Annotated in this window: 18 protein-coding genes; 8 read left to right on the top strand and 10 right to left on the bottom strand. The window is 38.1% G+C overall.

What is annotated here, in order from left to right:
• Positions 1–53 precede the first annotated feature (53 nt).
• On the top strand, positions 54–1,232 hold the full coding sequence (locus CL42_RS05885; RefSeq protein WP_035266135.1) for a benzoate/H(+) symporter BenE family transporter: 1,179 nt from the start codon (positions 54–56) through the stop codon (positions 1,230–1,232).
• Between the two features lie 19 nt (positions 1,233–1,251).
• Here the strand turns inward: CL42_RS05885 and map are convergent, their stop codons facing one another.
• Positions 1,252–2,046, bottom strand: coding sequence for a type I methionyl aminopeptidase (gene map / locus CL42_RS05890; protein ID WP_035266073.1), 795 nt, complete (start codon positions 2,044–2,046; stop codon positions 1,252–1,254).
• Between the two features lie 344 nt (positions 2,047–2,390).
• On the opposite strand from map, the gene brnQ reads away from it, so the two are divergent.
• A complete protein-coding gene (gene brnQ, locus CL42_RS05895; protein ID WP_035266077.1) occupies positions 2,391–3,683 on the top strand; it encodes a branched-chain amino acid transport system II carrier protein in 1,293 nt (430 codons plus the stop codon).
• A gap of 420 nt (positions 3,684–4,103) precedes the next feature.
• Positions 4,104–4,355, top strand: a complete 252-nt coding sequence (locus CL42_RS05900) for a hypothetical protein (protein ID WP_035266079.1) — start codon at positions 4,104–4,106, stop codon at positions 4,353–4,355.
• A 96-nt stretch (positions 4,356–4,451) separates the two neighbouring features.
• Here CL42_RS05900 and CL42_RS05905 read toward each other — a convergent pair whose 3' ends face one another.
• Together CL42_RS05905 and CL42_RS05910 are read right to left on the bottom strand one after the other, a co-directional pair.
• Entirely contained in the window at positions 4,452–4,907 is a 456-nt protein-coding gene (locus CL42_RS05905) for a hypothetical protein (RefSeq protein WP_035266081.1), read from the bottom strand.
• A 145-nt stretch (positions 4,908–5,052) separates the two neighbouring features.
• Complete coding sequence (locus CL42_RS05910; RefSeq protein WP_035266083.1) at positions 5,053–6,585, bottom strand: TerC family protein; 1,533 nt, start codon at positions 6,583–6,585, stop codon at positions 5,053–5,055.
• A 556-nt stretch (positions 6,586–7,141) separates the two neighbouring features.
• Between CL42_RS05910 and CL42_RS05915 the strand changes: the two genes are divergently transcribed.
• On the top strand, positions 7,142–7,606 hold the full coding sequence (locus CL42_RS05915) for a MarR family winged helix-turn-helix transcriptional regulator (RefSeq protein ID WP_035266085.1): 465 nt from the start codon (positions 7,142–7,144) through the stop codon (positions 7,604–7,606).
• 17 nt (positions 7,607–7,623) lie between these two features.
• Here the strand turns inward: CL42_RS05915 and CL42_RS05920 are convergent, their stop codons facing one another.
• The 5 genes from CL42_RS05920 to CL42_RS05940 all read right to left on the bottom strand — a co-directional run bounded on the left by CL42_RS05920 (position 7,624) and on the right by CL42_RS05940 (position 14,658).
• Complete coding sequence (locus CL42_RS05920) at positions 7,624–8,289, bottom strand: SOS response-associated peptidase (RefSeq protein WP_035266087.1); 666 nt, start codon at positions 8,287–8,289, stop codon at positions 7,624–7,626.
• A gap of 59 nt (positions 8,290–8,348) precedes the next feature.
• On the bottom strand, positions 8,349–9,764 hold the full coding sequence (locus CL42_RS05925) for an aldehyde dehydrogenase family protein (RefSeq protein ID WP_035266089.1): 1,416 nt from the start codon (positions 9,762–9,764) through the stop codon (positions 8,349–8,351).
• Between the two features lie 123 nt (positions 9,765–9,887).
• On the bottom strand, positions 9,888–12,050 hold the full coding sequence (locus tag CL42_RS05930; protein WP_035266091.1) for a malate synthase G: 2,163 nt from the start codon (positions 12,048–12,050) through the stop codon (positions 9,888–9,890).
• 354 nt (positions 12,051–12,404) lie between these two features.
• Positions 12,405–13,547: a cell division protein ZapE gene (zapE, locus tag CL42_RS05935; RefSeq protein ID WP_035266093.1), complete on the bottom strand. Its 1,143-nt coding sequence runs from the start codon at positions 13,545–13,547 to the stop codon at positions 12,405–12,407.
• A 100-nt stretch (positions 13,548–13,647) separates the two neighbouring features.
• Positions 13,648–14,658, bottom strand: coding sequence for an AraC family transcriptional regulator (locus CL42_RS05940; protein WP_035266094.1), 1,011 nt, complete (start codon positions 14,656–14,658; stop codon positions 13,648–13,650).
• Between the two features lie 155 nt (positions 14,659–14,813).
• On the opposite strand from CL42_RS05940, the gene CL42_RS05945 reads away from it, so the two are divergent.
• A complete protein-coding gene (locus CL42_RS05945) occupies positions 14,814–16,334 on the top strand; it encodes a flavin-containing monooxygenase (protein ID WP_051586537.1) in 1,521 nt (506 codons plus the stop codon).
• Between the two features lie 37 nt (positions 16,335–16,371).
• Here CL42_RS05945 and CL42_RS05950 read toward each other — a convergent pair whose 3' ends face one another.
• Both CL42_RS05950 and msrB read right to left on the bottom strand, forming a co-directional pair.
• Positions 16,372–16,854 (bottom strand): glutathione peroxidase, encoded by a 483-nt coding sequence (locus CL42_RS05950; RefSeq protein ID WP_035266096.1) that lies wholly within the window; start codon positions 16,852–16,854, stop codon positions 16,372–16,374.
• On the bottom strand, positions 16,851–17,270 hold the full coding sequence (msrB, locus tag CL42_RS05955; RefSeq protein ID WP_035266138.1) for a peptide-methionine (R)-S-oxide reductase MsrB: 420 nt from the start codon (positions 17,268–17,270) through the stop codon (positions 16,851–16,853). Before msrB ends, CL42_RS05950 begins: the two co-directional genes overlap by 4 nt.
• 151 nt (positions 17,271–17,421) lie before the next feature.
• Between msrB and CL42_RS05960 the strand changes: the two genes are divergently transcribed.
• The 3 genes from CL42_RS05960 (at position 17,422) to dnaE (ending at position 23,654) form a co-directional block, all read left to right on the top strand.
• Entirely contained in the window at positions 17,422–18,657 is a 1,236-nt protein-coding gene (locus tag CL42_RS05960; protein ID WP_035266106.1) for a pyridoxal phosphate-dependent aminotransferase, read from the top strand.
• A 186-nt stretch (positions 18,658–18,843) separates the two neighbouring features.
• Positions 18,844–19,902 carry a type II asparaginase gene (locus CL42_RS05965; RefSeq protein ID WP_035266107.1) on the top strand — a complete coding sequence of 353 codons (1,059 nt, stop codon included), beginning with the start codon at positions 18,844–18,846 and terminating at the stop codon, positions 19,900–19,902.
• Between the two features lie 173 nt (positions 19,903–20,075).
• Positions 20,076–23,654: a DNA polymerase III subunit alpha gene (gene dnaE, locus CL42_RS05970; RefSeq protein WP_035266110.1), complete on the top strand. Its 3,579-nt coding sequence runs from the start codon at positions 20,076–20,078 to the stop codon at positions 23,652–23,654.
• Positions 23,655–23,656: the final 2 nt, after the last annotated feature.

Below are 23,656 nucleotides of genomic sequence, written 5' to 3' on the forward strand. Positions count from 1 at the left end.
TCTTAAGATCACAGACTCATTAGGGAAATAATATAAAAATGCTCAAAAACGTGATAACAAGAATAAAAAAAGATTTTAGTCTACCTGCTGTTTTCGCTGGCTTTATTACATTTTTAATTGGCATTAGCGTTTCATCTGTACTGGTTATTCAAGCTGGACAAGTATTAGGTGCAAATCAAGCACAGATTAGCTCATGGTTTTGGGCACTGGGTTTGAGTATAGGATTATCAGGACTGATCTTAAGCTGGAAGTTTAAATATCCAGTTGCGACATCATGGTCAACAGCAGGACTAGCACTGATTATCGCTACAGGCTCAGGATACAATTTGAATGAGGCGATAGGGGCATTTCTAATATGTGGAATTATGACTGCTGTATTGGGCTTTTTTGGAATATTTCAAAGAATTCTTGAATTTTTACCGCAATCTCTTACAAGCGCCATGTTAGCTGGAGTGTTGTTAAAATTTGGCATTACATTATTTACGGTCATGCAAGACCAATTAATCTATGTTTTAGTCTTGATAAGTACATATTTTGTAAGTAAAAAAACATTACCACGTCACTCCATTGTCATTACATTATTAGCTTGCATTCTCCTCACACCTTTATTCTTTGAATATACAGCAACCAAAATTCACTACGGAATGACGTATCCAGTATGGATTCAGCCTGAATTTCACTGGTCAAGTATTCTGGGTTTAGCTATTCCCCTCTTGATCATCAATATGGCTTCGCAATATTTACCTGGTTTAGCAATGATCAGATCCTATGGTTACAAACCTCATGTCAACCAATTAGTAAGTTGGACAGGAATTGCTCAAGCAATATTCGCTCCGTTCGGGGCATTTTCAACCAATATCGCAGCAATTAGTGCAGCTGTGAGCCTAGATGAACAAGTTCATCAAGACCCTGCTAAACGCTATATTGCTGGAATTTCTTGTGGAGTGTTCTATATTTTTATGGGCATTTTTGCAGCGACACTAACGGGATTATTACTGTCATTCCCTAGAGAAATGATCACCACTTTGGCGGCGATCGCACTTTTTGCAACGATTGGACATAACATCAGTATCGCATTTAAAGAAGATTTAGATCGTGATGCTGCTTTAATCACTTTTTTAATGTCTGCATCTGGAGTTCAGTTTTTGGGCATTGGATCTGCTTTTTGGGGATTGGTTATTGGATTTATTATTTATCATTTGATGCGTATACAAATTAAAAAGCCTATTTAAAAAAATAGGCTTTTGGGAATTAAATTACAGGATATTCACCCGTACCTTCAGGCCAAGGTGTCAATAATTCATATCCTTCATCAGTCACAGCAACCATATGTTCCCATTGTGCAGACCAAGATTTATCTGCTGTAACTACTGTCCATCCATCTTTTAATTCTTTAACTTTAGCTTTGCCTGCATTCACCATAGGCTCAATGGTAAACACCATTCCTTTTCTTAATACTAATCCCTGACCAGGCTGTCCGTAATGCAATACATTCGGTTGCTCATGGTAAGTTTTTCCAATACCGTGACCACAATATTCACGTACAATCGTATAACCTTCGCGTTGCGCAACTTGTTGAATAGCATGACCCACGTCACCAAGTGTCGCGCCAGGTTTAACCGTTTTAATACCTGCAAGCATCGCTTCATAAGTCGTATCGACTAATTTTTTTGCTTCAGGTTTAATTGTACCTACATAGTACATTCGACTGGTATCACCAAAATAACCATCCTTGATGATTGCAACATCAATATTAATGATATCTCCATCCTCTAAGATAATATTGGAAGCAGGGATACCATGACATACAACTTCATTTTTCGAAATACAGGTTGTTTTTGTATATCCGTAATAACCGACATTTGCTGGTGTCACCTTGAGTGTATTGACGATGTAATCATTACAGATATCATCAAGATACTCAGTACTCACACCTGGCTTCACATAATCACCAATCATCGCAAGCACTTGTGCCGCAAGCCGACCCGATATTCTTAGTTTTTCAATATCTTGTTCAGTTTTAATGGTGACAGCTGTTGCCTTCATGATGAACCCCTCTTTAATTCAGGATTCATTATAGGACTTTCATTTGTCGATCACAAACGCTATAGACTGTCTGTAACTCAATCATTTTTGACTACTATTTAACCAATCAGTACATTATTTTATTTTGCGAATCTAGGTCTACGCTCTGCTTGATTTCAATTCAATAAATAAATTTATTTTATTAGTTTTATAAATACATAGACTTAATTTAACTCATAATTTCCCATCCAATAAAATTATTCGCTTCTTGCTTTTTTACTATTCCATTCGATGGATGACCACCCTCCCTATTTACTGACATTTGCTCTAAAATCGCTTTCTTTTTTCTTGAACCGATCTCCCTTATGACCAATTTGCGTACACGGGACATTATTGCCTTAGGTTTTATGACCTTTGCACTATTTATCGGTGCAGGCAATATTATCTTCCCACCTATTGTTGCTCAACAAGCGGGTGAACATGTTTGGTTAGCTGCTTTTGGCTTCTTAATTACTGCTGTTGGCCTTCCTGTTATCACGATCATTGCGCTATCGCGTGTTGAAGGCTCTATTCAACTTTTAAGCTCTCCACTGGGTAAGATTGCAAGTTTAATCTTAACCGTAGCATGCTATCTTGCTGTCGGACCACTTTTCGCGACACCTCGGACAGCTACAGTTTCTTTTGAAATTGGTTTTTCGAGTTATTTCGGAACGTCCTCATCTACCTTGTTGATCTACAGTGCAATTTATTTTGCATTTGTAACGTTAATCTCACTTTATCCGAATAAAATTTTGGATACTGTCGGCTATGTTTTATCTCCACTCAAAATTCTCTCTTTGATCATTTTAGGTGGCAGTGCCTTTTTAGTTTCTGCAGATTATATCCCTGCTCCCATTGGAAACTATGTCAATAGTCCTGCTTCAGAAGGTTTTGTTAATGGTTATTTAACCATGGACACTTTAGGGGCTTTAGTATTTGGTATTGTCATTATTAATGCGATACGTTCACGTGGTGTAACTGATCAAAAGTTAATTACCAAATATGCAGTGATCGCAAGTTTAATTTCAGGTATTGGCCTTACACTGGTTTACATTAGCCTATTTAAACTTGGACTGAGTAGCCACGAAGCTGCACCTAACGCTGCAAATGGTGCCATTATTCTCCATGGCTATGTTCAGCATGCTTTTGGTGACTTTGGCTCATATTTTCTAGGGGCGATGATTTTTATTGCATGTATGGTTACGGCAATTGGTTTGACTTGTGCATGTGCAGAATATTTCTCACAAATCACGAAGATTACTTACAAAAAATGGGTTTTCATTCTTGTTGGTTTCTCATTTGTCATTTCCAACTTAGGTTTAACCAAGTTAATCGCCTTCTCTGTACCTGTATTAAGTGCAATCTATCCCCCAGCGATTGTGGTGATCATGATGGGCTTTATGTGGAAGTTCTTTAATTCCGCTCCACGCGTCATTGCGCCTGTTACAGCGGTTGCTTTCATATTCGGTATTATTGATGGACTTAAGGTTGCAGAATTAGATCATTTCTTGCCAGCATTTATGAACAATCTACCATTGGCTGAACAAAATTTAGCATGGTTGATTCCTTCTTTAGTTGTATTTGTCATTGTCTACACACTGGATAGACTGAAGAAGTAAATTCAGGTGATTTATCAATAAATATTGTTTTACCCAAACCGTATTTGTTCTGTAATCAATAATTGTCTCGTTTATCCAACAGACTATTATTGCTTACCCACCTTAAATTTGACCTCATCAGTCAGAATTGGAATGACTTTTGCTACTATTTATTTGTTTTGCAAGATGCTAAAAAGTAATTAGATTAAAGAATTACAAGAAACTCTATTCATCTCATCGCCATTTATCGAAACAATTCTAGCACTTAGCTCACATAGTATCTTAATTTCAAATATTTCAACTTTTGTCATAATAATGTCATAATTTATTTACATAATAGAGTGTTAAAAACTTGCTTTATTCTTCAATCCCCTGTACAAGTATATAAACAAAGTCGACTAAATCATTCAGATTTGTCATGAATTATCAGGAGGGATGGAGATGTTATCATTACATTTCAACAAGCAAGTCTTCATTAATACTCTTAAAGCGAACAACAATGCTGTCGTTTTTTTAAGCACAATGTTTGCTCTCATGCTGACACTTGTTGTGCAAGGTACAATTCAAGGCACGTTGAAGCTTGAATATTTTGCTTATGCACTTGCTGCAACGCTAGCATTTTACGTGTGGGCCTTTATTGACACGAAATATCGTACTCAAAAACTTTCTGATCAAGAAGCGCATTTAGACTAAGAGGTGGATGCAAAAGCATCCATCTTAAAGTCAATGTCATAATTTATAGAACTCTATCAAAACAACAAGTTTTTAAATTCTGCTCTACTTATCTACTTAAAATAACCCAATATACAAACCATAAAGCAAACCTAAGGTCGCCCCAACCTCACCTACGACCAATAGTACCATCGCACCTCTCATGAGCAATTTTGGTAATTCAATACGCCCTAATTGATGTGGTTCTTTAAACTGATTTGTCGTATCTTTCAATAAGCCATGCAAAATATAACTTACAATAGAAAATGCAAAAAAGAAAATATTAATCAAAATAAAGAGCAAATTTGTCGATTCATTCAACGCTGAAAAATATGCCATTACAGCTAGAATTAAAGTTGCAGGTGCATATAGCAAACTACTTCTATGCGCAATATCAACATAATAATGTGCTCGAGCTTGTTTAGATAAGCTGATTTGCACATACTTCCAAACACCAGTAAGCATACCGGTCAATAAAAAAATACCACTAAAAAAAATAGCAAGTCTTACCGATAATTCCATTTGATCAATCATGATCTTACATTCCTTCGCTATAAAACAGATTGCAATATGTTTAGCATCTTATCTCATATTTCGTACTACGACTTGGCTACCTCCATACCTTGTATAAAAATTTAAGCCAAAAAAAGCTCCTTTACGGAGCTTTTTTTATCAGACACTAAAGCGTAATTTTAACGGTTTTAATTCGATTATCTTCCATTTCTAGAATTTCAAAATTAACCCCTTGATGTTCGATCACCATACCAACTTCAACCGCCCCACTCGTTTTATCTAAAATCAGTCCTGCAACACTGAAGTAACCTGAGTCTTCTTGCACCAGATCTAAATCTAATATATCGAGCGCCAGCTCTAATTGATATAAATCTAACATACCAGACGCCTTCCAAGTGGTATCATCGATTTTAACCAATTCAAGCTGTTCATCAGCATCTGGGAATTCACCAGCAATTGCTTCAAAAACATCTAATGGTGAGATTAAGCCTTGAATATTGCCATATTCATTTGTAACAAGCACCAATGAACCTTTAGAAGTTCTTAATGTATTAATTGCATCAATCACTTTCATTTTTTCATAAATGAAAATAGGACGGACACGTTTCATCAAATCTTTTAGTTGATCTGGATCATCTAATGCATCAATCAATTCTTTTGCACGTACAATCGTGATGACTTTATCCAATTGTCCACGGCAAACTGGGAAAAGACTATGAGGTACAGCTAATACCTGTTCACGAATTGCTTCGGCATCGTCTTCAATATTTACCCAAGAAATTTGATTTCGAGGTGTCATAATTGAAGCAACTGAACGTTCAGCAAGTGATAGCACACCACCAACCATATAACGTTCTTCATCACCAAAAGCTTGTTGAATTTCTTCAACTTCTTTCGATGTTGCAATATCGGCATCTAATTTACTGCCCATCAATTTCAAAATTGAATCTGCAGTTCGATGACGTAATGGGATCTTCGCTTGATTTTTTTCAAGATTACGATTCGAAAATTGATTAAATGCTTCAATTAGAATTGCAACACCAATACCTGAATAAATATAACCTTTAGGGATATGGAATCCAAAACCTTCAGCGATTAAACTTACACCGATCAATAACAAGAAACTTAAACAAAGGATAACCACCGTAGGATGGCGGTTAACAAACGTAGTTAACGGTTTTGATGCAATTAACATGACAACCATAGCCACAATCATCGCAGCCATCATCACGTAAATATTATCTACCATACCAATCGCAGTGATCACTGAGTCGAGTGAAAATACCGCATCAAGCACGACGATCTGAGCCACAACTGCAGCAAAACCAGCGTATACGACATTGTTATTCGTTTTAATCTCGGGTTTACCCTCCATTTTTTCATGGAGTTCATTGACAGCCTTATACACAAGGAATAGACCACCAAACAGTAATATCAAATCTCGACCTGAGAATGTTTTTCCAAAAATTTCAATCAATGGTTGAGTTAAAGTCACTAACCACGAGATCGCAAAAAGCAGACCTAGACGCATTAATAATGCGAGGGATAAACCGATTACACGGGCTTTATCACGTTGTTCTGGAGGAAGTTTTTCTGCAAGTATCGCAATAAATACTAAGTTATCAATACCTAAAACGATTTCAAGAATGATAAGGGTAATTAACCCTATCCAAATGCCAGGATCCAATAAAAATTCCATATTAGATCTCCTGGTTCTTATTATTTAAGATAATGTAAGAAGCTAAATTAGGCCAACACGGCGACGGGTCCATATATAAAGTTACCTTTTCAGAAATGATGAAACTATTATGCATAAGAATTTTATTTTGTAATTACTTTTTTTATGTTGAAAACAATTTTTTATGTAAATTTAGATCATATCTTTAGTCGTAATTGCCATCCTTGAATAGTCTTTGACATTTTCGACACAAAAAAAAATATCAGTGCCAAGTTATAGTTCCTCTATTTTTCAATAGAATTTGGTCAGCGTGGAATTGACATAAAGATATAATCACGAAGATCAAAAGAGCTGTATTTTTAGAATCTTCTGTTTTGATATAAATAAAGATATTTAAAGATCATTGAAATATGTTTTATAAAACTGAAGCCTATAGGTATCATGCCTTTTGTCTGATTTAAGGTAAGCGCTTGAACATAAGTTGATTATTTGAACAAAGTTCTTTTAATATAGGTTATGCTTCATGTAATATTTAAATCAATAAAAACAATTAAGTTACACTGACAAGGACGTAGCGATGTCAAAAAAATATGCAAAATTTTTACCTTCATCTGAAAATTTTGAACTCGAAAATTTTCCATTCTATTGGATCACTCAAGTCCATTCTCAGTATGTACTGAATGTTGACCATGTGCTCAAAAAGTATGGCGTTGATAATTCTCGTCGACGTTTGCTTGTCGCATTGTCTACTAAGCCAGATGCAAGTGTTTCAGAACTCTCTGATATGATAGTGTCAAAAATGTCGACGACTACAAAAATCGTTTACCGTTTAAAAGATGAAGGAATGGTTGATACTTACTCGTGTGAAAACGATGCCCGTATTACGCGTGTGGTACTAACACCAAAAGGTTTGGAAATGACAAAAAAAATTAATGACCTGATGAGTGTGGTTCTTGAACAAACATTTGAGGGATTAACCCCACTTCAAATTGAAAAACTAATGGAAAGCTTAAAGCATATTTTCAAAAATTTAGCGCATTAATTTTCCTAAACTTTAGATTAAAGCCCATCATCAAACATATTGAGTTGGGCTGTATTGTTCTGCCGTGGTTTTGGACAATAAAAACATTCAAATTCCTCTACTGGAAAGCCTTCAACAAAGTTCTGAATGTCGGGGGATTTTAAACTCAACCACTGATCTAATTTATGGTGCGGAATAATAATTACTGACCGTTTAACATCTCCAGGCTCATGAAAATCCTTCATCATTTCGTGATGAATAGCATCCATGGTAATCATCGTTGCTGAACGATAAATAATTTGATCAATTTTCGTGATTTCATACAACGCTGCGATAAAAAATGCCTGACCATCTTTTCTTCTCACACCCCATCGTTGCGGTCGTCCATTAATATATTTTGCTTCATAAAACTCAGTGACTGGAATTACACCAAATTTACATTTTTCAAATGCTTCTTGAAAACTTCTTTTTTCGCTTAATGTTTCATTGCGTGCATTATAGGTTTTCTTCGCTATTTCTGTATCAGTTGCCCATTTTGGTATAAAACCAAAATTAACTAACCTCCACTCGTAGCCATGATCAGATTTAAATAACAACGGGGTTTCGTAGCTTGGATAAACCTCTTCCACATATTCAAATGGAATATGTGGAAGTTCTAATGCTTGGATTTGATGCGCTTGTATTGGCTTAAAGTTGGCACACATAGCATAATTTTCAATACTATAAAAAACTTAGGCTATTATAGCCGATCCAATTCAGTTCATTATGATGATATTGGTACTGTCATCCAGTGTGTACGCGTGAATTCATCCATAATCCAATGCCCATTAAAGCGCCCTAATCCAGAGTTCTTTTCTCCACCGAATGGTGCATTAGCATGGTCCGCGACACTTATACCATTAATATGTGTCATTCCAATATCGAGTTTTGAAGCGATTTCTACTCCGCGCTCAATATCAGATGTACATACAGCACCAGATAAACCAAACGGTGTGTCATTGGCGATTTGAATTGCATGTGCCTCATCATCTGCTCTGATGATTGGCAGAATTGGTCCGAAGCTTTCCTCTTGAGCAATTGCATATGTCGGCAACACATCGATAAACACATGAGGTGAAACCAAATTATTTTCAATACCCCCAGCATAGACCAACTTAGCACCTTCTATTTGAGCCTGATCAATAATTCGTTGATGCTGCTTCACTTGTGTATTATTGATAATAGGCCCTATGAGCGTCTCATCAAGATTAGGATCACCCACAGGAATATCTTTTACTTTGTTTAAAAGCTTTTCAACATATTCATTGTGAATTGATTGATCTACGATGACACGATTAGTGCTCATACAGATTTGGCCTTGGTGAAGGAAGCGTCCCTTGATCGTCAAATCGACTGCCAAATCTAAATCTGCATCTTTAAGAATTAATAATGGCGCATTTCCCCCAAGCTCTAAAGCAAGTCGTTTAATTCTAGAGCTGGCCATCGCTTTAGCACCAACATTTTGTCCTACTTCTGTAGAGCCAGTGAATGAAATCATTTTCGGGATAGGATGCTCGACAAAATAATCCCCTATTTCACTACCACTACCCACAATGACATTCAGTACACCAGCGGGCACACCCGCCTCTTCAAACAATTTCCCTAATAATGTTCCACCTGTAACAGGTGTGTCACTCGCAGGTTTTAGTACCACTGTATTTCCACATGCGATTGCGCAAACAACCGATCGCATTGACAAATGAAATGGAAAATTCCAAGGGCTAATGACAGCAATAACACCCAACGCTTTGCGTTGATAAAAACTTTTTCTCGCAGGATCTTTACTTTCTAGCTGAACAGTTTGGATTTGATCAGGAAAAGTGAATGATTCTGAGATAATACCAAGCGCAGCACTCACTTCAATATTTGCTTTGAGACGCGTACTTCCAGACTCGGTAATCAGCCAATCTATAATTTCGTCTTTACGTAATTGTATGATGTCATGCAGCTTCTGAATGACTTTCTTGCGATCTACAGCAGAAGCAATTAAGCCAAGATCAAATGCTTGTTGTGCTGCAGAAAAAGCAAGATCAACATCAGACTGATTCGCCGCTTGAATTTGGTGTATTTCTTTTAAATCAAATGGATTTAAATTTTGTATGACACGCTCTGAAGAGCCTTTTAACCAAGAACCGTTAATAAACTGTTGATTTAAATTTGAATATTGCGTATTTTATGTCCCTCTACATGCCACTTTTTACCCAATGGTCAACTATTTTACACAATCGTAAAAAAAGCCTCCGGAGAGGCTTTTTTATTTTAATTAGTCACCAGTGTAACCTTTAAGCTTCAAGCGGTAAGCATGAAGTAATGGTTCTGTATAACCTGATGGTTGTTCAGCACCTTTAAACACTAAATCATATGCTGCTTGGTAAGCATAACCGTCAAACCCAGGCGCCATTGGTGTGTACGCTGGATCGTTCGCATTTTGCTCATCTACAATTTTAGCCATACGTTGCATTACTTCTTCAACTTGCTCTTTAGTCACGATACCGTGACGTAACCAGTTAGCAACGTGTTGAGATGAAATACGTAAAGTTGCACGGTCTTCCATCAAACCAACGTTGTTGATGTCTGGAACTTTAGAACAACCAACACCCAAATCAACCCAACGAACAACATAACCAAGAATACCCTGAAGGTTATTTTCTAACTCTTTGGTTTTCTCATCATCAGTCCAATTCGTATCAGTCGCTAATGGTGGAGTTAATAAATCATCTAAAGGTAATGCTTCAGTTTTTAACAACTCTTGTTGACGCGCTGAAACATTACATTGGTGATAGTGGATCGCATGAATTACAGCACCAGATGGTGATGGAACCCAAGCACAGCTCGCACCAGCTTCAGGATGCTCAATTTTAGTTTTATACATGTCTAAAAGCATATCTGGTTTAGGCCACATACCTTTACCAATTTGTGCTTTGCCACGTAAGCCTGCTTGTAAACCAACCATTACGTTACGGTTTTCATATGCAGGGAACCAAATTTGAGATTTAACTTCACCCTTACGAACGAATGGACCTGCTTCCATAAAGGTATGGATTTCGTCACCTGTACGGTCCATGAATCCTGTGTTAATGAAGATGGTACGATCTTTCGCTTGAGCAATACAGTTTTTCAAGTTTACAGAAGTACGGCGCTCTTCATCCATGATCCCGATTTTAAGCGTTTTTGCTGGCAAACCTAGAGCTTGTTCTGCACGCTCAAATAGTTCAACTGCAAATGCAACTTCTTCAGGGCCATGCATCTTAGGTTTAACGATATACATTGAACCTTTACGAGAGTTCTTGATTTCATTTTGACCTTTGATGTCAGCAAACGTTAATAACGGTGTGATCAATGCATCCATGATACCTTCATAGATTTCTTGACCATCCACAAGGATCGCCGGGTTCGTCATCAAATGACCAACGTTACGAAGAAGCATCAATGAACGACCGTGTAAAGTTGTTTCGCCACCGATCAGATTTTTGTGGGTACGGTCTTTGTTTAAAGCACGAGTAATGGTTTTACCATTTTTCTCGATTTTCTCTTCCAAAGTACCCTTCATCAAACCTAACCAGTTACGGTAGCCTTCAACTTTTTCTTCAGCATCAACCGCAGCAATTGAGTCTTCCAAATCTTGGATCGTTGTTACCGCAGATTCTAAAACAAGATCTTTTACGCCAGCAGCATCCGTTTGACCAATTGGGCTTGTCGCATCGATTTCAATGATGACATGTAGACCATTATTTAATAAAACGATCTCTGTCGGCGCAGACTCTTCACCATTAAAACCTACAAATTGAGCTTCTTTAGCCAAATTCGTTGTGCTGCCATCTTTAAGCGTTACCACTAATTTTTTTGCTTCAACAGCGTATTTCGTAGCATCCGCATGTGATCCATTTGCTAAAGGGAAAGTTTCATTTAAGAAATTTTTAGCAAAGGCGATAACTTTTTCGCCGCGAACAGGGTTATACCCCTTACCTTTTTCCGCACCACCTTCTTCCGAGATAACATCGAAACCATACAATGCGTCATATAAAGAGCCCCAACGAGCATTTGCAGCGTTCAAGCAGTAACGTGCATTACGTACAGGCACAACCAATTGTGCACCCGCCAATAGTGCGATTTCTTCATCTACATTTTCAGTTGTAATTTGAAAATCTTCTACTTCTGGTAATAAGTAGCCAATTTCTGTCAGGAAAGCTTTGTAAGCTCCTAATTCAAATTTATTATTGCGGTGCCATTCATCAATTTTCGCTTGAATGTCATCACGCTTAGCCAAGAGTGCTTTATTTTTTGGGCTAAGATCAACAACGACTTGTTCAAAGTTTTTCCAGTAAGTTTCACTGTCTAAACCAGAACCTGGTAGTGCTTCATTTTCGATGAAATCGTAGAGTTCTTTAGCAATCGCTAACTTGCCTTTCTGAATACGTGCAGTCATTGTCTTTCCTGATATTGCTACTTTTTATACAAGAGAATCTAGTATACCCATTTATAAATTGCTGAATAGTAATATCACATTGCTAAATAGTGATCATTTATTATAGACACCAATCAGCTGAGACTTTTGATCTATTACTTATTGAGTCGCTTTAATTCAACAATCTAATTACAGTGTATAAAGTTTTATAAAGGTAGAAATTAGACTTAAGTGCCAATTTCCATCAAATTTGATTTAATTTAAACCAATATGTCTATTTTCTCTACGCTTTTAAGCGACGATTTCAAATTTATTCAACTCCAAATAAAAAAACCCAAACATCATCTGTTTGGGTTCATTTTTGAATTCTCACATTTATTCAGTAGGCATATCAATTTGTCGATGCGCAGATTGTAAATAGTCATCTGATTGCATTTCAAGTAAACGTGAACGTGTACGTTCGATTTCAAACGCTAATTTTTCGCCACTATATATATCAATGATACTGGCATGTGAGGTCAGTAATAATTTAACACCACGATCATAAAACTCATCGACTAAATAAATGAATCGGCGTGTCCCTTCTGATAAATAATCATTTAGATCGGGAACATTACTGACTAGGACTGTATTATAAGTATTCGCAATTTCGATAAAGTCCGCAGGACTTCGTGGCTTCATACAGAGTTCAGAAAACTCACACCATAATACATCTTCAGTATGACCAATCGTATCGACATTACGTCCATTAATGATGATCGGTTCTTCACTCACATTTTGAGCGCTGGTTAATGCTGAAAAACGTTGTGCCATCCATACCTGATTATCATGGCTTAAAGGTGATTTGAACAATTGCGCTTGTTTCAGTACACGCAAACGATAGTCAACACCTGCATCCACATTCAAAATGACACAGTTCTTTTTTACCATTTCAATCGTTGGAATAAAGCGGTCGCGATGTATGCCGTTCTTGTATAAACCATCTGGTGCAATGTTTGATGTCGCAACAAGTGTAATTCCACGAACAAATAGCTTTTGGAATAAATCACTTAAAATCATCGCATCAGTGACATTTGATACAAAGAATTCATCAAAACAAATCACAACCGCATCTTTGTAAATTTGATCAGCAACGATGTCGAGTGGATTTTGTTGTCCTGAATTTTTATTTAACTCTTTATGCACATATTGCATAAAATGATGGAAATGCATACGCGTCTTGCGACGGAAAGGTATCGCATCATAAAACTGGTCCATCAACCAAGTTTTTCCACGCCCAACACCACCCCACATATAAACACCCTTCGGGGCAGTTTGACGGCGAAAACGTCGAAACGCTTTTTTAGAAGCTTTATATCGTAAGATCAGTTCTTCCCAAACACGATTAAGTTCATGTACAGCTTGAGCTTGAGCATCATCAGGCATAAATTGTCCTGACGAAATTGCGTGAGCATAACGTTCTGCAGGTGATTGCGGAGTGTGACTTAAACTATTTTGCGAAGAATGAGAATGGAACATAGATATAGATTACTTTTTTAGGCCGTCGGAAGTATAACGAATATTTAAAAAAATGATAAATAACACTTTGGCATATACCATTTGAGCATACATGCTGAGGTTATTTCCCATACTGTCGTGGACTTTGTCCAAACCATCTTTTAAAAGCATGGTTAAATGCTGCAGGTTCTGAATATCCAAGCATTTCAGCTATTACTTCGATCGAATACTCTTTGTACTCAATCAATCGAAGCGCTTTCTCTCGAATGAGTTGCTCCCGTATTTGCTTATAGCTTGTATTCAGTTGGTTAAGCTGATGTCGCAAAGTACGCTCTGGAATATTCAAAGCTTGAGCAGTTTCTGCCATTGTTGGAATCTGCCCCGTTTGTAAATCCAAATAATCGTGAATTCTTTGAATCAACTGGTGTTGATTCAATTGTTGCGCATTTAATCTTTCGATCTCAGCATTACATCTTTGTTGGTGGACATTAAATGTGATTTGATCAGCTGAAGGCAACTTCAATTCTAAAATTTCTGCATCAAAAATCAGTCGAAATTTGTCTTGTTCAAACCGAACTTGTTCACTGAAATAATTCAAATACTTGTTCAAAAAAATGGATTCTTTCGGTCGTGAAAACGGCAATTCAATCTGCACTTCAGGAAAAGGCAATCCTATCATTTTGTAGATATCTTGCACGAATTTAACCGTACCTGAAATTTCACATTGAGCCCTGAACTCATCAACTTCACTTTGTAAATTGAGAGGCTCATAACATAAAGCCGCATAGACACTCGTCTGCTCTAATGTAAGTCTACCCGATAAATGGGTAAGCGCTTGATAGCGTATTCCATTTGTGAGAGCCGCACCGACATTCGGGCTTGTGACCAATAGCATGAGAAGCGGACCATAGCCTGCGAGCGCATAATGTTGACCGACATCTGAACCGAGCAGCGGGTTAACCCCTTTAGCAATAATTCTTTGAATGATTTGTTCTAATTCAGGTTGAATCGTTGAACTCGGATCTAAGGCATCCGCCTTTAAACCGACAGCTTCCAATCTTTCGTCCACATTTATTCCGACTTGTCGCATACCCTGTATGAGATACAACAAACCGAGAATCGACCTTTTCATAAATCAGAATTTTAAAATTAAAGTTGCATATGTTTTACCCTAAAAAAAAGGGAAAGAATATTGCCGAAAATATCAATATTAAATGTCAATGAAATCATGTCAGTTTCAGTCCAGACTGATTATGATAGCTTCAAATAATATAAACGAGTATTAAAATGGAAGTTACATCAGATCAGCTAGATACAAATTCAGTCGACTTAACTGAAACGCAATTCATCAAGAAAAATACTAAAATTGCGATTATCGGCGCTGGATTTGGAGGATTAGCCACAGCGATTCAACTTCTTAAACGCGGTATTAAAGATTTTGTTATTCTTGAAAAAGCTACAGATGTAGGTGGTACTTGGCGTGAAAATCAATACCCGGGTGCTGCATGTGATGTGCAGTCTCATATGTATTCATTATCTTTTGCACCCAAATCTGATTGGACAAAACGATATGCTGAAGCACCTGAAATTTTCCAATATATTCAAGATCTTATCCAAGAATATGGTTTAAAAAAATTTATTCAATTTGATACCGAAGTCATTTCGACACGCTTCGATGAGCAAGCTCATGCGTGGGAAATCTCCATCAAGAATCAAAGTGCTCTACACAGTCAATTCCTTATTTTTGCCTCTGGTCCATTGCATATTCCTCAAATTCCAAAGATTAAAGGAATCGAAAAATTTAAAGGCGAAGTATTCCACTCCTCATCTTGGAATCATGCTTATGACCTGAATGGTAAACGTGTAGCCAGTATCGGCACAGGTGGAAGTGCAATTCAATATATTCCTGAGATTGCACCAAAAACCAAACAGTTATACGTGTTTCAAAGAACGGCTGCATGGGTAATACCGCGCGATGAACGAGCTTATAATGCTTTAGACAAAAAACTATTTGCCCAATACGACTGGTTTAGAAAATTGCATCGAGCACGCTTATATTGGTCTAACGAATCACGCGTAGTTCCGATTGTAAAACCTCAAATGATGCGACTGGGTCAAAAACTTGCAGAAGCTTTTATTCGCTTCCAAGTCAAAGATAAAGAAATAGCAAAAAAATTGACACCAGATTACACCATGGGGTGTAAAAGAATTTTGGTATCAAATCGATATTTCCCAACATTTAATCGCAAGAATGTAGAACTCGTGACGGACAGCATTCAAGAAATTACTGAAAATGCGATTGTTACCAAAGATGGTCAAGTACGAGAAATAGATTGCTTAATTTACGGTACTGGTTTTATTACTGATCCACGAATTTATTTAAAAGATTTTAAATGTTATGGCGAAAATGGCATTGAGTTGAAAGAAGCATGGAAAGAGGGTGCTGAAAGCTACTATGGAATTTCTACCAAAGGATTTCCAAATCTCTTTCAACTTTTAGGCCCGAATACTGTTTTAGGTCATAACTCTGTAATTTTTATGATCGAATCTCAAGTGAATTACATTCTACAACTGATTGAAGCTGTAGAAAAATCCAAAACCAAAGCAATCGTGGTCAAAGATTTAGTTCAAGAAGAATTCAACCGTAAAATCCAAGAAAAATTTGCAGGCACAGTTTGGCAATCTGGCTGTGTGAGTTGGTATCAGCAAGAAGGCGGAAAGAATTTTTCACTTTGGCCGAGTTATACATGGAAGTATTGGCTAGAAACCAAAAATGCAAATCTAGCCGATTATCGTTTCTTGAATTAAATGAATAAAAAAATCAGCTCAATTGAGCTGATTTTTTTTACTGAGCCAGCGCTTTTTGAATATCATCTTCAATACTTTCTGGTTTAGTTGTAGGTGCATATCGATTAAGCACTTTGCCATCTTTTCCAATCAAAAATTTGGTAAAGTTCCACTTAATTCCACTTCCTAAAATGCCTTTGCTGTTGTTGGTGAGATACCGAAAAATCACATGGGCTTCAGGACCTTTTACATCCACTTTAGCGAACATCGGAAAGGATACACCGTAATTTCTCTGGCAAAAACTACCAATTTCTTCATGCGTACCCGGATCTTGCCCACCAAATTGATTACACGGAAATCCTAATACCTCAAAACCTTGATCTTTATACTTTTCATACAGCGCTTCCAACCCTGCAAATTGTGGCGTGAATCCACATTTGCTGGCTGTGTTGACTATCAATAGCACTTTACCTTCATAGTCCGAAAATTGCTTATTTTCCCCTTCTAGCAATTCTGCCTCAAATTGATAAATATTGGTCATGGATAGGTTTCCTCATCATTTTTTTCTTGGGTTTTTAATTCTAATGAAGCTGAGTTTACACAATAACGAAGACCTGTAGGTTCAGGTCCATCCTCAAAAACATGACCTAGATGTGCGTCACAATGATGACAAACAATCTCAGTACGAATCATGCCATGTGAGTGATCATCATGTTCTTCAATGACTGTTTGGTTGATTGGACGATAAAAACTAGGCCATCCACAACCACTGTCATATTTGGTTTCTGAAGTAAATAAAGGTTCGCCACAGCAACGACAAACATAAGTTCCTTCTTGTTTGGTATTCCAATATCGCCCTGTGAAAGCAGGCTCAGTTCCCTTTTGACGGGTAATGCGATACTCCTCTGGTGATAACTCTCTTTGCCATTCTCGGTCTGTTTTATTGAGTTTTCCCATGATTAACTCCTTTAAATCTTTGACATTCAATGTCATGCTTCAGTACCTTCATATTTACGCTAGAGCTTGAAAAATTTCTAGCTAAATTTCTACATAGATTGTGATATTTAGTAATCTATTTTTATTCACTCAAAAATAATTGGATGGGAATATGTCCGTTTTAGGTAACACTACTCCACGCGAAATTAAGAAATCGTCTAAGCTCGAGCATGTATGCTATGACATTCGTGGACCTGTGTTACGCGCCGCCAACGAAATGGAAGAAGCCGGACATAAGATAATTAAACTCAATATCGGCAACCCAGCGCCCTTCGGTTTTGAAGCACCCCAAGAAATTATCAATGATGTTGCGTTGAATTTACCAAATGCAATTGGCTATACAGACTCAAAAGGGATTTTCCCTGCCCGCAAAGCGGTTTGTCAGTATTACCAGCAAAAAGGTATTTTCAATATGCATGTCAATGATGTGTATATTGGGAATGGTGTTTCTGAGCTGATTGTAATGGCTATGCAAGGCCTGTTAGATGACGGCGATGAAATGCTGGTACCAATGCCAGATTATCCATTATGGACTGCCGCCGTTAATCTTTCTGGTGGTACAGCAATTCATTATAAATGTGATGAGGAAGACAATTGGTATCCTGATATTCAGGATATGGAAAACAAAATTACGCCTAATACTCGTGGGATCGTGATTATCAATCCGAACAACCCAACGGGTGCTGTTTATCCACGCCATGTCTTAGAAAAAATTGTCGCTCTTGCAAAAAAATATGACCTGATTTTATTTGCTGATGAGATCTACGATAAGATCGTTTACGATGGAATCGAACATGTATCGGTCGCTGCCCTTGCGGGTAATCAACTGTGTATTTCATTTAACGGATTATCTAAATCCTATCGAATTGCTGGATACCGTTCAGGCTGGATGGCAATTACGGGTGATAAGACACGTGCAGCAGATTATATTGAAGGTCTAGACATGCTCGCGTCAATGCGCCTGTGTGCTAACCATCAAGCTCAATATGCTATTCAAACTGCATTGGGTGGCTACCAGTCTATCAACGATTTAATTCGTCCAGGTGGTCGTTTGTATGAGCAACGCAATATTGCTTGGCAAATGTTGAATGAAATCCCAGGTGTAAGCTGTGTTAAACCTGAAGGTGCAATGTATTGTTTCCCTAAACTTGATCCTGAAATTTACCCGATTCAGGATGATGAACAGTTTATGCTTGACTTCCTCAAAGCAGAAAAAGTGTTATTGGTACAAGGCACAGGATTCAACTGGCCTACCCCTGATCATTTCCGTGTGGTGTTCTTGCCTGCTGAAAATGAACTTCGTGAAGCGATTAACCGTTTAGGAAGATTCTTGGCGAAAATGCGTTAATTCAGTCGTTTTATGTGAATAATGTATTTAAAACCCCCAGATTTCAATCTGGGGGTTTTATATTTAATATTTTGATTATTTCATGATATTAATTTCATTTTGATTATATACAAGCACCCTTCTTTTCCTTTATCGTGATTAAGCATTATCCATGCACAATACTATAAAAAACATTTAGGAAAAAAGATGAAAAAGACGCTAACCGCACTGACTCTATCGATTGGCTTGTTATTACCCCTAACGAGCTTTGCTAAAAATAACGTTGTCGTCGTTGCAACTGGGGGAACGATTGCGGGTGCTGGTGCAAGCTCAACCAACAGCGCCACTTACACTGCCGCAAAAGTTCCAGTGGATGACTTACTGAATGCCGTTCCTCAAATTAAAGATTTAGCCAATGTGAGCGGCGTACAAGCAATGCAGGTTGCTTCTGAAAGCATTACAGACAAAGAATTACTTTCCCTTGCCCGCCAAGTCAATGATTTGGTTAAAAAGTCAGATGTAAATGGCGTTGTCATTACACATGGCACAGATACTTTAGAAGAAACCGCTTTTTTTCTTAATCTAGTCGTACAAACGGAAAAACCTATTGTTGTTGTCGGCTCAATGCGCCCATCGACGGCTTTATCTGCTGATGGCCCACTAAATTTATATAGTGCAGTTGCTCTGGCAGCAGACCCGAGTGCAAAAAATAAGGGGGTGTTCGTCCTTATGAACGATAGTATTTTTGCAGCTCGAGATGTGACTAAAGGCATTAATATTCATACTAATGCCTTTGTAAGCCAATGGGGAGCTTTAGGGACGTTGGTAGAATCTAAACCTTATTGGTTCCGAAGTTCTGTTAAGCGATTTAATCAGCGGTCAGAATTTAATATCGAGAATATTAAGGGTGATACACTCCCATTAGTTCAAATTGTCTATGGCTCTGGCAACATGATTCCTGATGCTTATCAAGCGTATGCCAAGGCTGGGGTTAAAGCCATTGTCCATGCAGGTACAGGAAACGGCTCAGTCGCGAAAAATATTGTTCCCACGCTGAATCAACTTCAGCAAAGTGGTATACAAATTGTACGTTCTTCACGAGTGCCACAAGGATTCGTTCTCCGTAATGCCGAACAGCCAGATGACAAATATGGTTGGGTAGTTGCACATGATTTTAACCCTCAAAAAGCTAAAATTTTAACCGCGCTTGCTTTAACCAAAACCAAAGATGCAAAAGAAATACAACGCATGTTCTGGGAATATTAAGCCCAATTTTCATGTTATAAAAAAGTGCCGAATGGCACTTTTTTTGATTGATATAAAATCGCCTTTATTCAAATCGAAGATAATTTGTGCGAATCATATAAAATATCGTGGATTCTCAGCTCTAAATCACTTTGCATGATAAAATACGCTCTGCTCTTGTAAAGGACTCATCTATGCAGTTTGTTCATCTCGGTGTTCATACAGAATTTTCTATTACTGAATCAATCGTACGTATACCTGATCTAATGAAGTCTGCTGTACAGGATTCTATGCCTGCACTCGCGATGACAGATTTATCGAACTTACATGCAGCAGTGAAGTTTTATACCTCGTGTCTTAAAAAAGGGATTAAACCTATTTTAGGAAGTGTGATTCGTTTGAATGATGAATCACATCGTATGACTTTACTGGCGATGAATAATGAGGGTTGGCGTAGTTTAACTGAAGTAGTATCGCGCGGCTTTATTGAAGGACAACAACTCAGTATCCCGTGTGTAAAAAAAGAATGGGTGTTAGAACAAGCGCCGGGCATGATTGGACTTTTAGGGATTAAAAGTGATGTTGGAGAAATGCTGTGTTCAAGTAGCCCAGAAAAAGCTGAACCCTTACTTGAAGCTTGGATCGAAAAATTTGGCAATCGTGTCTATTTAGCACTCACGCGCACCAATCGCCCACAAGAAGAAGATTTTATTATTGAAGCTGTTAAATTAGCCGCAAAATATCAAATCGGTGTTGTCGCTCATAATGATGTTCATTTTATTAGAGAAGAAGACTTTGAAGCCCATGAAGCGCGCGTCTGCATCGCAGATGGCTATGTTTTAGGTGATAATCGTCGTCCACGTACTTACAGCCCTGAGCAATATTTCAAAACAACAGCGCAAATGGTGGAGTTATTTGCTGATATCCCCAGTGCTATTCAAAATACAGTTGAAATTGCTAAACGCTGTAATGTGACACTTCGCTTAGGTAAATACTTTTTACCTGACTATCCAATTCCTGAAGGTCATACGATTGATACCTTCTTTGCCCATTTGTCTAAAGAAGGATTAGAAGAACGTCTTAATCACCTCTATCCTGTGGAGAAACGTGGAGAAGACTGGCCTGAAATTCGCAAAGAATATGACGATCGTTTAGATTTTGAAATCAAGATTATTAACTCGATGGGATTCCCAGGTTACTTCTTGATTGTCATGGACTTCATTCAGTGGTCCAAGAACAATGGCGTACCTGTAGGCCCGGGCCGTGGTTCAGGTGCAGGCTCATTAGTTGCATACAGTTTAAAAATTACAGATTTAGATCCACTACCATACGGACTTCTTTTCGAACGTTTCTTAAACCCTGAACGTGTTTCGATGCCAGACTTTGACGTGGATTTTTGTATCGCAGGTCGTGATCGTGTAATTGATTATGTTGCACGAACTTATGGGCGTGATGCTGTATCGCAAATTGCAACCTTTGGTACGATGGCAGCGAAAGGTGCAATTCGTGATGTTGCACGAGTTTTAGGTAAGTCTTACGGCTTAGCAGATCGTATTTCTAAAATGATCCCGACTAAACCTTTGGGTTTAAGTTTAGAAGAATCTTTAGAAGCAGAACCACAACTTAAAGATATTGTAACCAACCCATCCAACCCAGATTATGAAGATGCATCAGAAATCTGGGAAATGGCGCTTAAACTTGAAGGAATAACGCGTAACACAGGTAAGCACGCAGGTGGTGTTGTAATCGCACCGACCAAGATTACGGACTTCTCAGCTGTACTGTGTGAAGAAGATGGTACTGGTCGTGTCGCTCAATTTGATAAAGACGATGTTGAGGCGGCAGGTCTTGTTAAATTTGACTTCTTGGGGTTGCGAAATCTTACTGTAATCGAAGATGCTATTCAGCACATTAACCAACGATTAAAGTTTGATATACCTCTAAAGATTGAAAATATTCCGCTGAATGACAAAGCGGCGTATTCAATATTTGCTGAAGCAAATACCACTGCGGTATTCCAATTTGAATCCGTGGGCATGAAAAAGATGCTCAAGGAAGCAAGACCAAGTAAATTTGAAGAAATTATTGCCTTCGTGTCATTGTACCGCCCGGGTCCAATGGATCTAATTCCAGACTTTATTCATCGGATGCATGGTGGAGAGTTCGAATACTTACATCCCCTATTAGAAGGTGTCTTAGAGCCTACCTATGGGATTATGGTATATCAAGAACAGGTTATGCAAGCAGCTCAGTATTGTGCTGGATATAGCCTTGGTGGTGCTGACTTACTTCGTCGTGCGATGGGTAAAAAGAAACCTGAAGAGATGGTTAAACAACGCCAAATCTTTATTGAAGGTGCTGCAAAAAAAGATATCGATGAGCAAACGGCGAACCATATCTTCGACTATATGGAAAAATTTGCAGGCTATGGTTTCAACAAATCACATGCTGCAGCCTATGCATTAGTGGCTTATCAGACGGCTTGGTTAAAAGCACACTATCCTTCTGAGTTTATGTCCGCTGTACTGACTTCGGAAATGCAAAACACGGATAGTATTGTATTCTTGATTGATGACTGTCGTAACAATGGTCTCGACGTGTTACCACCTTCCGTCAATATGTCGATTTATCAATTCCATGCAATTGATGAAAAAACCATTGTATATGGTCTGGGTGCAATCAAGGGTGTAGGTGAAGCAGCAATGCAATCTGTCATTGATTCACGTAAGCAACTTGGACCTTATAAAGATTTATTTGATTTCTGCCATCGCATTGATCTGAAGAAAATCAATAAACGCACACTTGAAGCTTTGATTCGCTCAGGTGCATTAGATTGTCTCGGGCTTGAACGCGCGACTTTAATGGCTCAATTGCCTGAAGCTGTACAAGCTGCCGAACAAGCTCGTTCAAACCGCGAAACTGGCATTATGGATTTATTTGGTGAAGTTGAGGAAGTTCAACGTAAACCTACTAAACCTGTAAAACCTTGGTCTGATGAAGTCCGCTTGAAAGGTGAAAAAGATACCTTAGGTTTATACTTAACGGGGCACCCAATCGATGTGTATCGCCCCGAGTTAAAAGCGTTTATTTCTAACAAAATTAATGAGCTGACTCCAACACGTCGTGGAGTAACTACTGTATTTGCCGGCTTGGTTGTGGATGTCGCAAATTTCCCTAACCGCATGATGATCACACTCGATGATGGTACTGCTCGAATCGAAGTCTCAGCAAATCATGAACGCTTCCAACGTTTTAAAGATATTATTGTGAATGAAAGAGTGATCGTGCTTGAAGGTGAAATTTATGAACGTGAAGGCTTCGACCGTCCGATGGGACGCCTTACTAAGGCGTTTACATTAAACGAAATTCGTCAAAAACGTGCAAATCACATCCTCATCAAATTACAACCTGAGCATATTCAGCCAAATCTTGGTCAAGAGCTTTCACAGATCATTCAACCGTTTTGTAATGTAGATATGTGTCAGCATGTGCCATTACAAGTACAACTCGACTTTCCATATGCAACGGCTGATTTTCATTTACCACCGCAATGGAATGTCGCACCACTCGATGACTTATTGTTCAAACTGCGCGACTATTTTGGTAAAGAGGCCTTACATGTGGAGTATCATGTTAAATCAAAAGCTGCACGTTCCCACGCCGCAGAACCAAAATCAGAACCAGTCATCACATCACATGCCTCTCCACCTGACCAGATCAGTATGGATGAAGCAATGGATCAATACATGACGGAAGTCAGTCAATACTCTTAATT

It is taken from the genome of Acinetobacter sp. Ver3 (assembly GCF_000632455.1).
GTDB lineage: Bacteria > Pseudomonadota > Gammaproteobacteria > Pseudomonadales > Moraxellaceae > Acinetobacter.

Coding starts and splice junctions, on each gene's coding strand:
- CL42_RS05945 (WP_051586537.1), top strand. CDS start 14,814: ATGGAAGTTACATCAGATCAGCTAGATACAAATTCAGTCGACTTAACT.
- CL42_RS05920 (WP_035266087.1), bottom strand. CDS start 8,289: ATGTGTGCCAACTTTAAGCCAATACAAGCGCATCAAATCCAAGCATTA.
- msrB (WP_035266138.1), bottom strand. CDS start 17,270: ATGGGAAAACTCAATAAAACAGACCGAGAATGGCAAAGAGAGTTATCA.
- CL42_RS05915 (WP_035266085.1), top strand. CDS start 7,142: ATGTCAAAAAAATATGCAAAATTTTTACCTTCATCTGAAAATTTTGAA.
- dnaE (WP_035266110.1), top strand. CDS start 20,076: ATGCAGTTTGTTCATCTCGGTGTTCATACAGAATTTTCTATTACTGAA.
- CL42_RS05930 (WP_035266091.1), bottom strand. CDS start 12,050: ATGACTGCACGTATTCAGAAAGGCAAGTTAGCGATTGCTAAAGAACTC.
- CL42_RS05905 (WP_035266081.1), bottom strand. CDS start 4,907: ATGATTGATCAAATGGAATTATCGGTAAGACTTGCTATTTTTTTTAGT.
- CL42_RS05900 (WP_035266079.1), top strand. CDS start 4,104: ATGTTATCATTACATTTCAACAAGCAAGTCTTCATTAATACTCTTAAA.
- map (WP_035266073.1), bottom strand. CDS start 2,046: ATGAAGGCAACAGCTGTCACCATTAAAACTGAACAAGATATTGAAAAA.
- CL42_RS05940 (WP_035266094.1), bottom strand. CDS start 14,658: ATGAAAAGGTCGATTCTCGGTTTGTTGTATCTCATACAGGGTATGCGA.
- CL42_RS05965 (WP_035266107.1), top strand. CDS start 18,844: ATGAAAAAGACGCTAACCGCACTGACTCTATCGATTGGCTTGTTATTA.
- brnQ (WP_035266077.1), top strand. CDS start 2,391: ATGACCAATTTGCGTACACGGGACATTATTGCCTTAGGTTTTATGACC.
- zapE (WP_035266093.1), bottom strand. CDS start 13,547: ATGTTCCATTCTCATTCTTCGCAAAATAGTTTAAGTCACACTCCGCAA.
- CL42_RS05910 (WP_035266083.1), bottom strand. CDS start 6,585: ATGGAATTTTTATTGGATCCTGGCATTTGGATAGGGTTAATTACCCTT.
- CL42_RS05950 (WP_035266096.1), bottom strand. CDS start 16,854: ATGACCAATATTTATCAATTTGAGGCAGAATTGCTAGAAGGGGAAAAT.
- CL42_RS05960 (WP_035266106.1), top strand. CDS start 17,422: ATGTCCGTTTTAGGTAACACTACTCCACGCGAAATTAAGAAATCGTCT.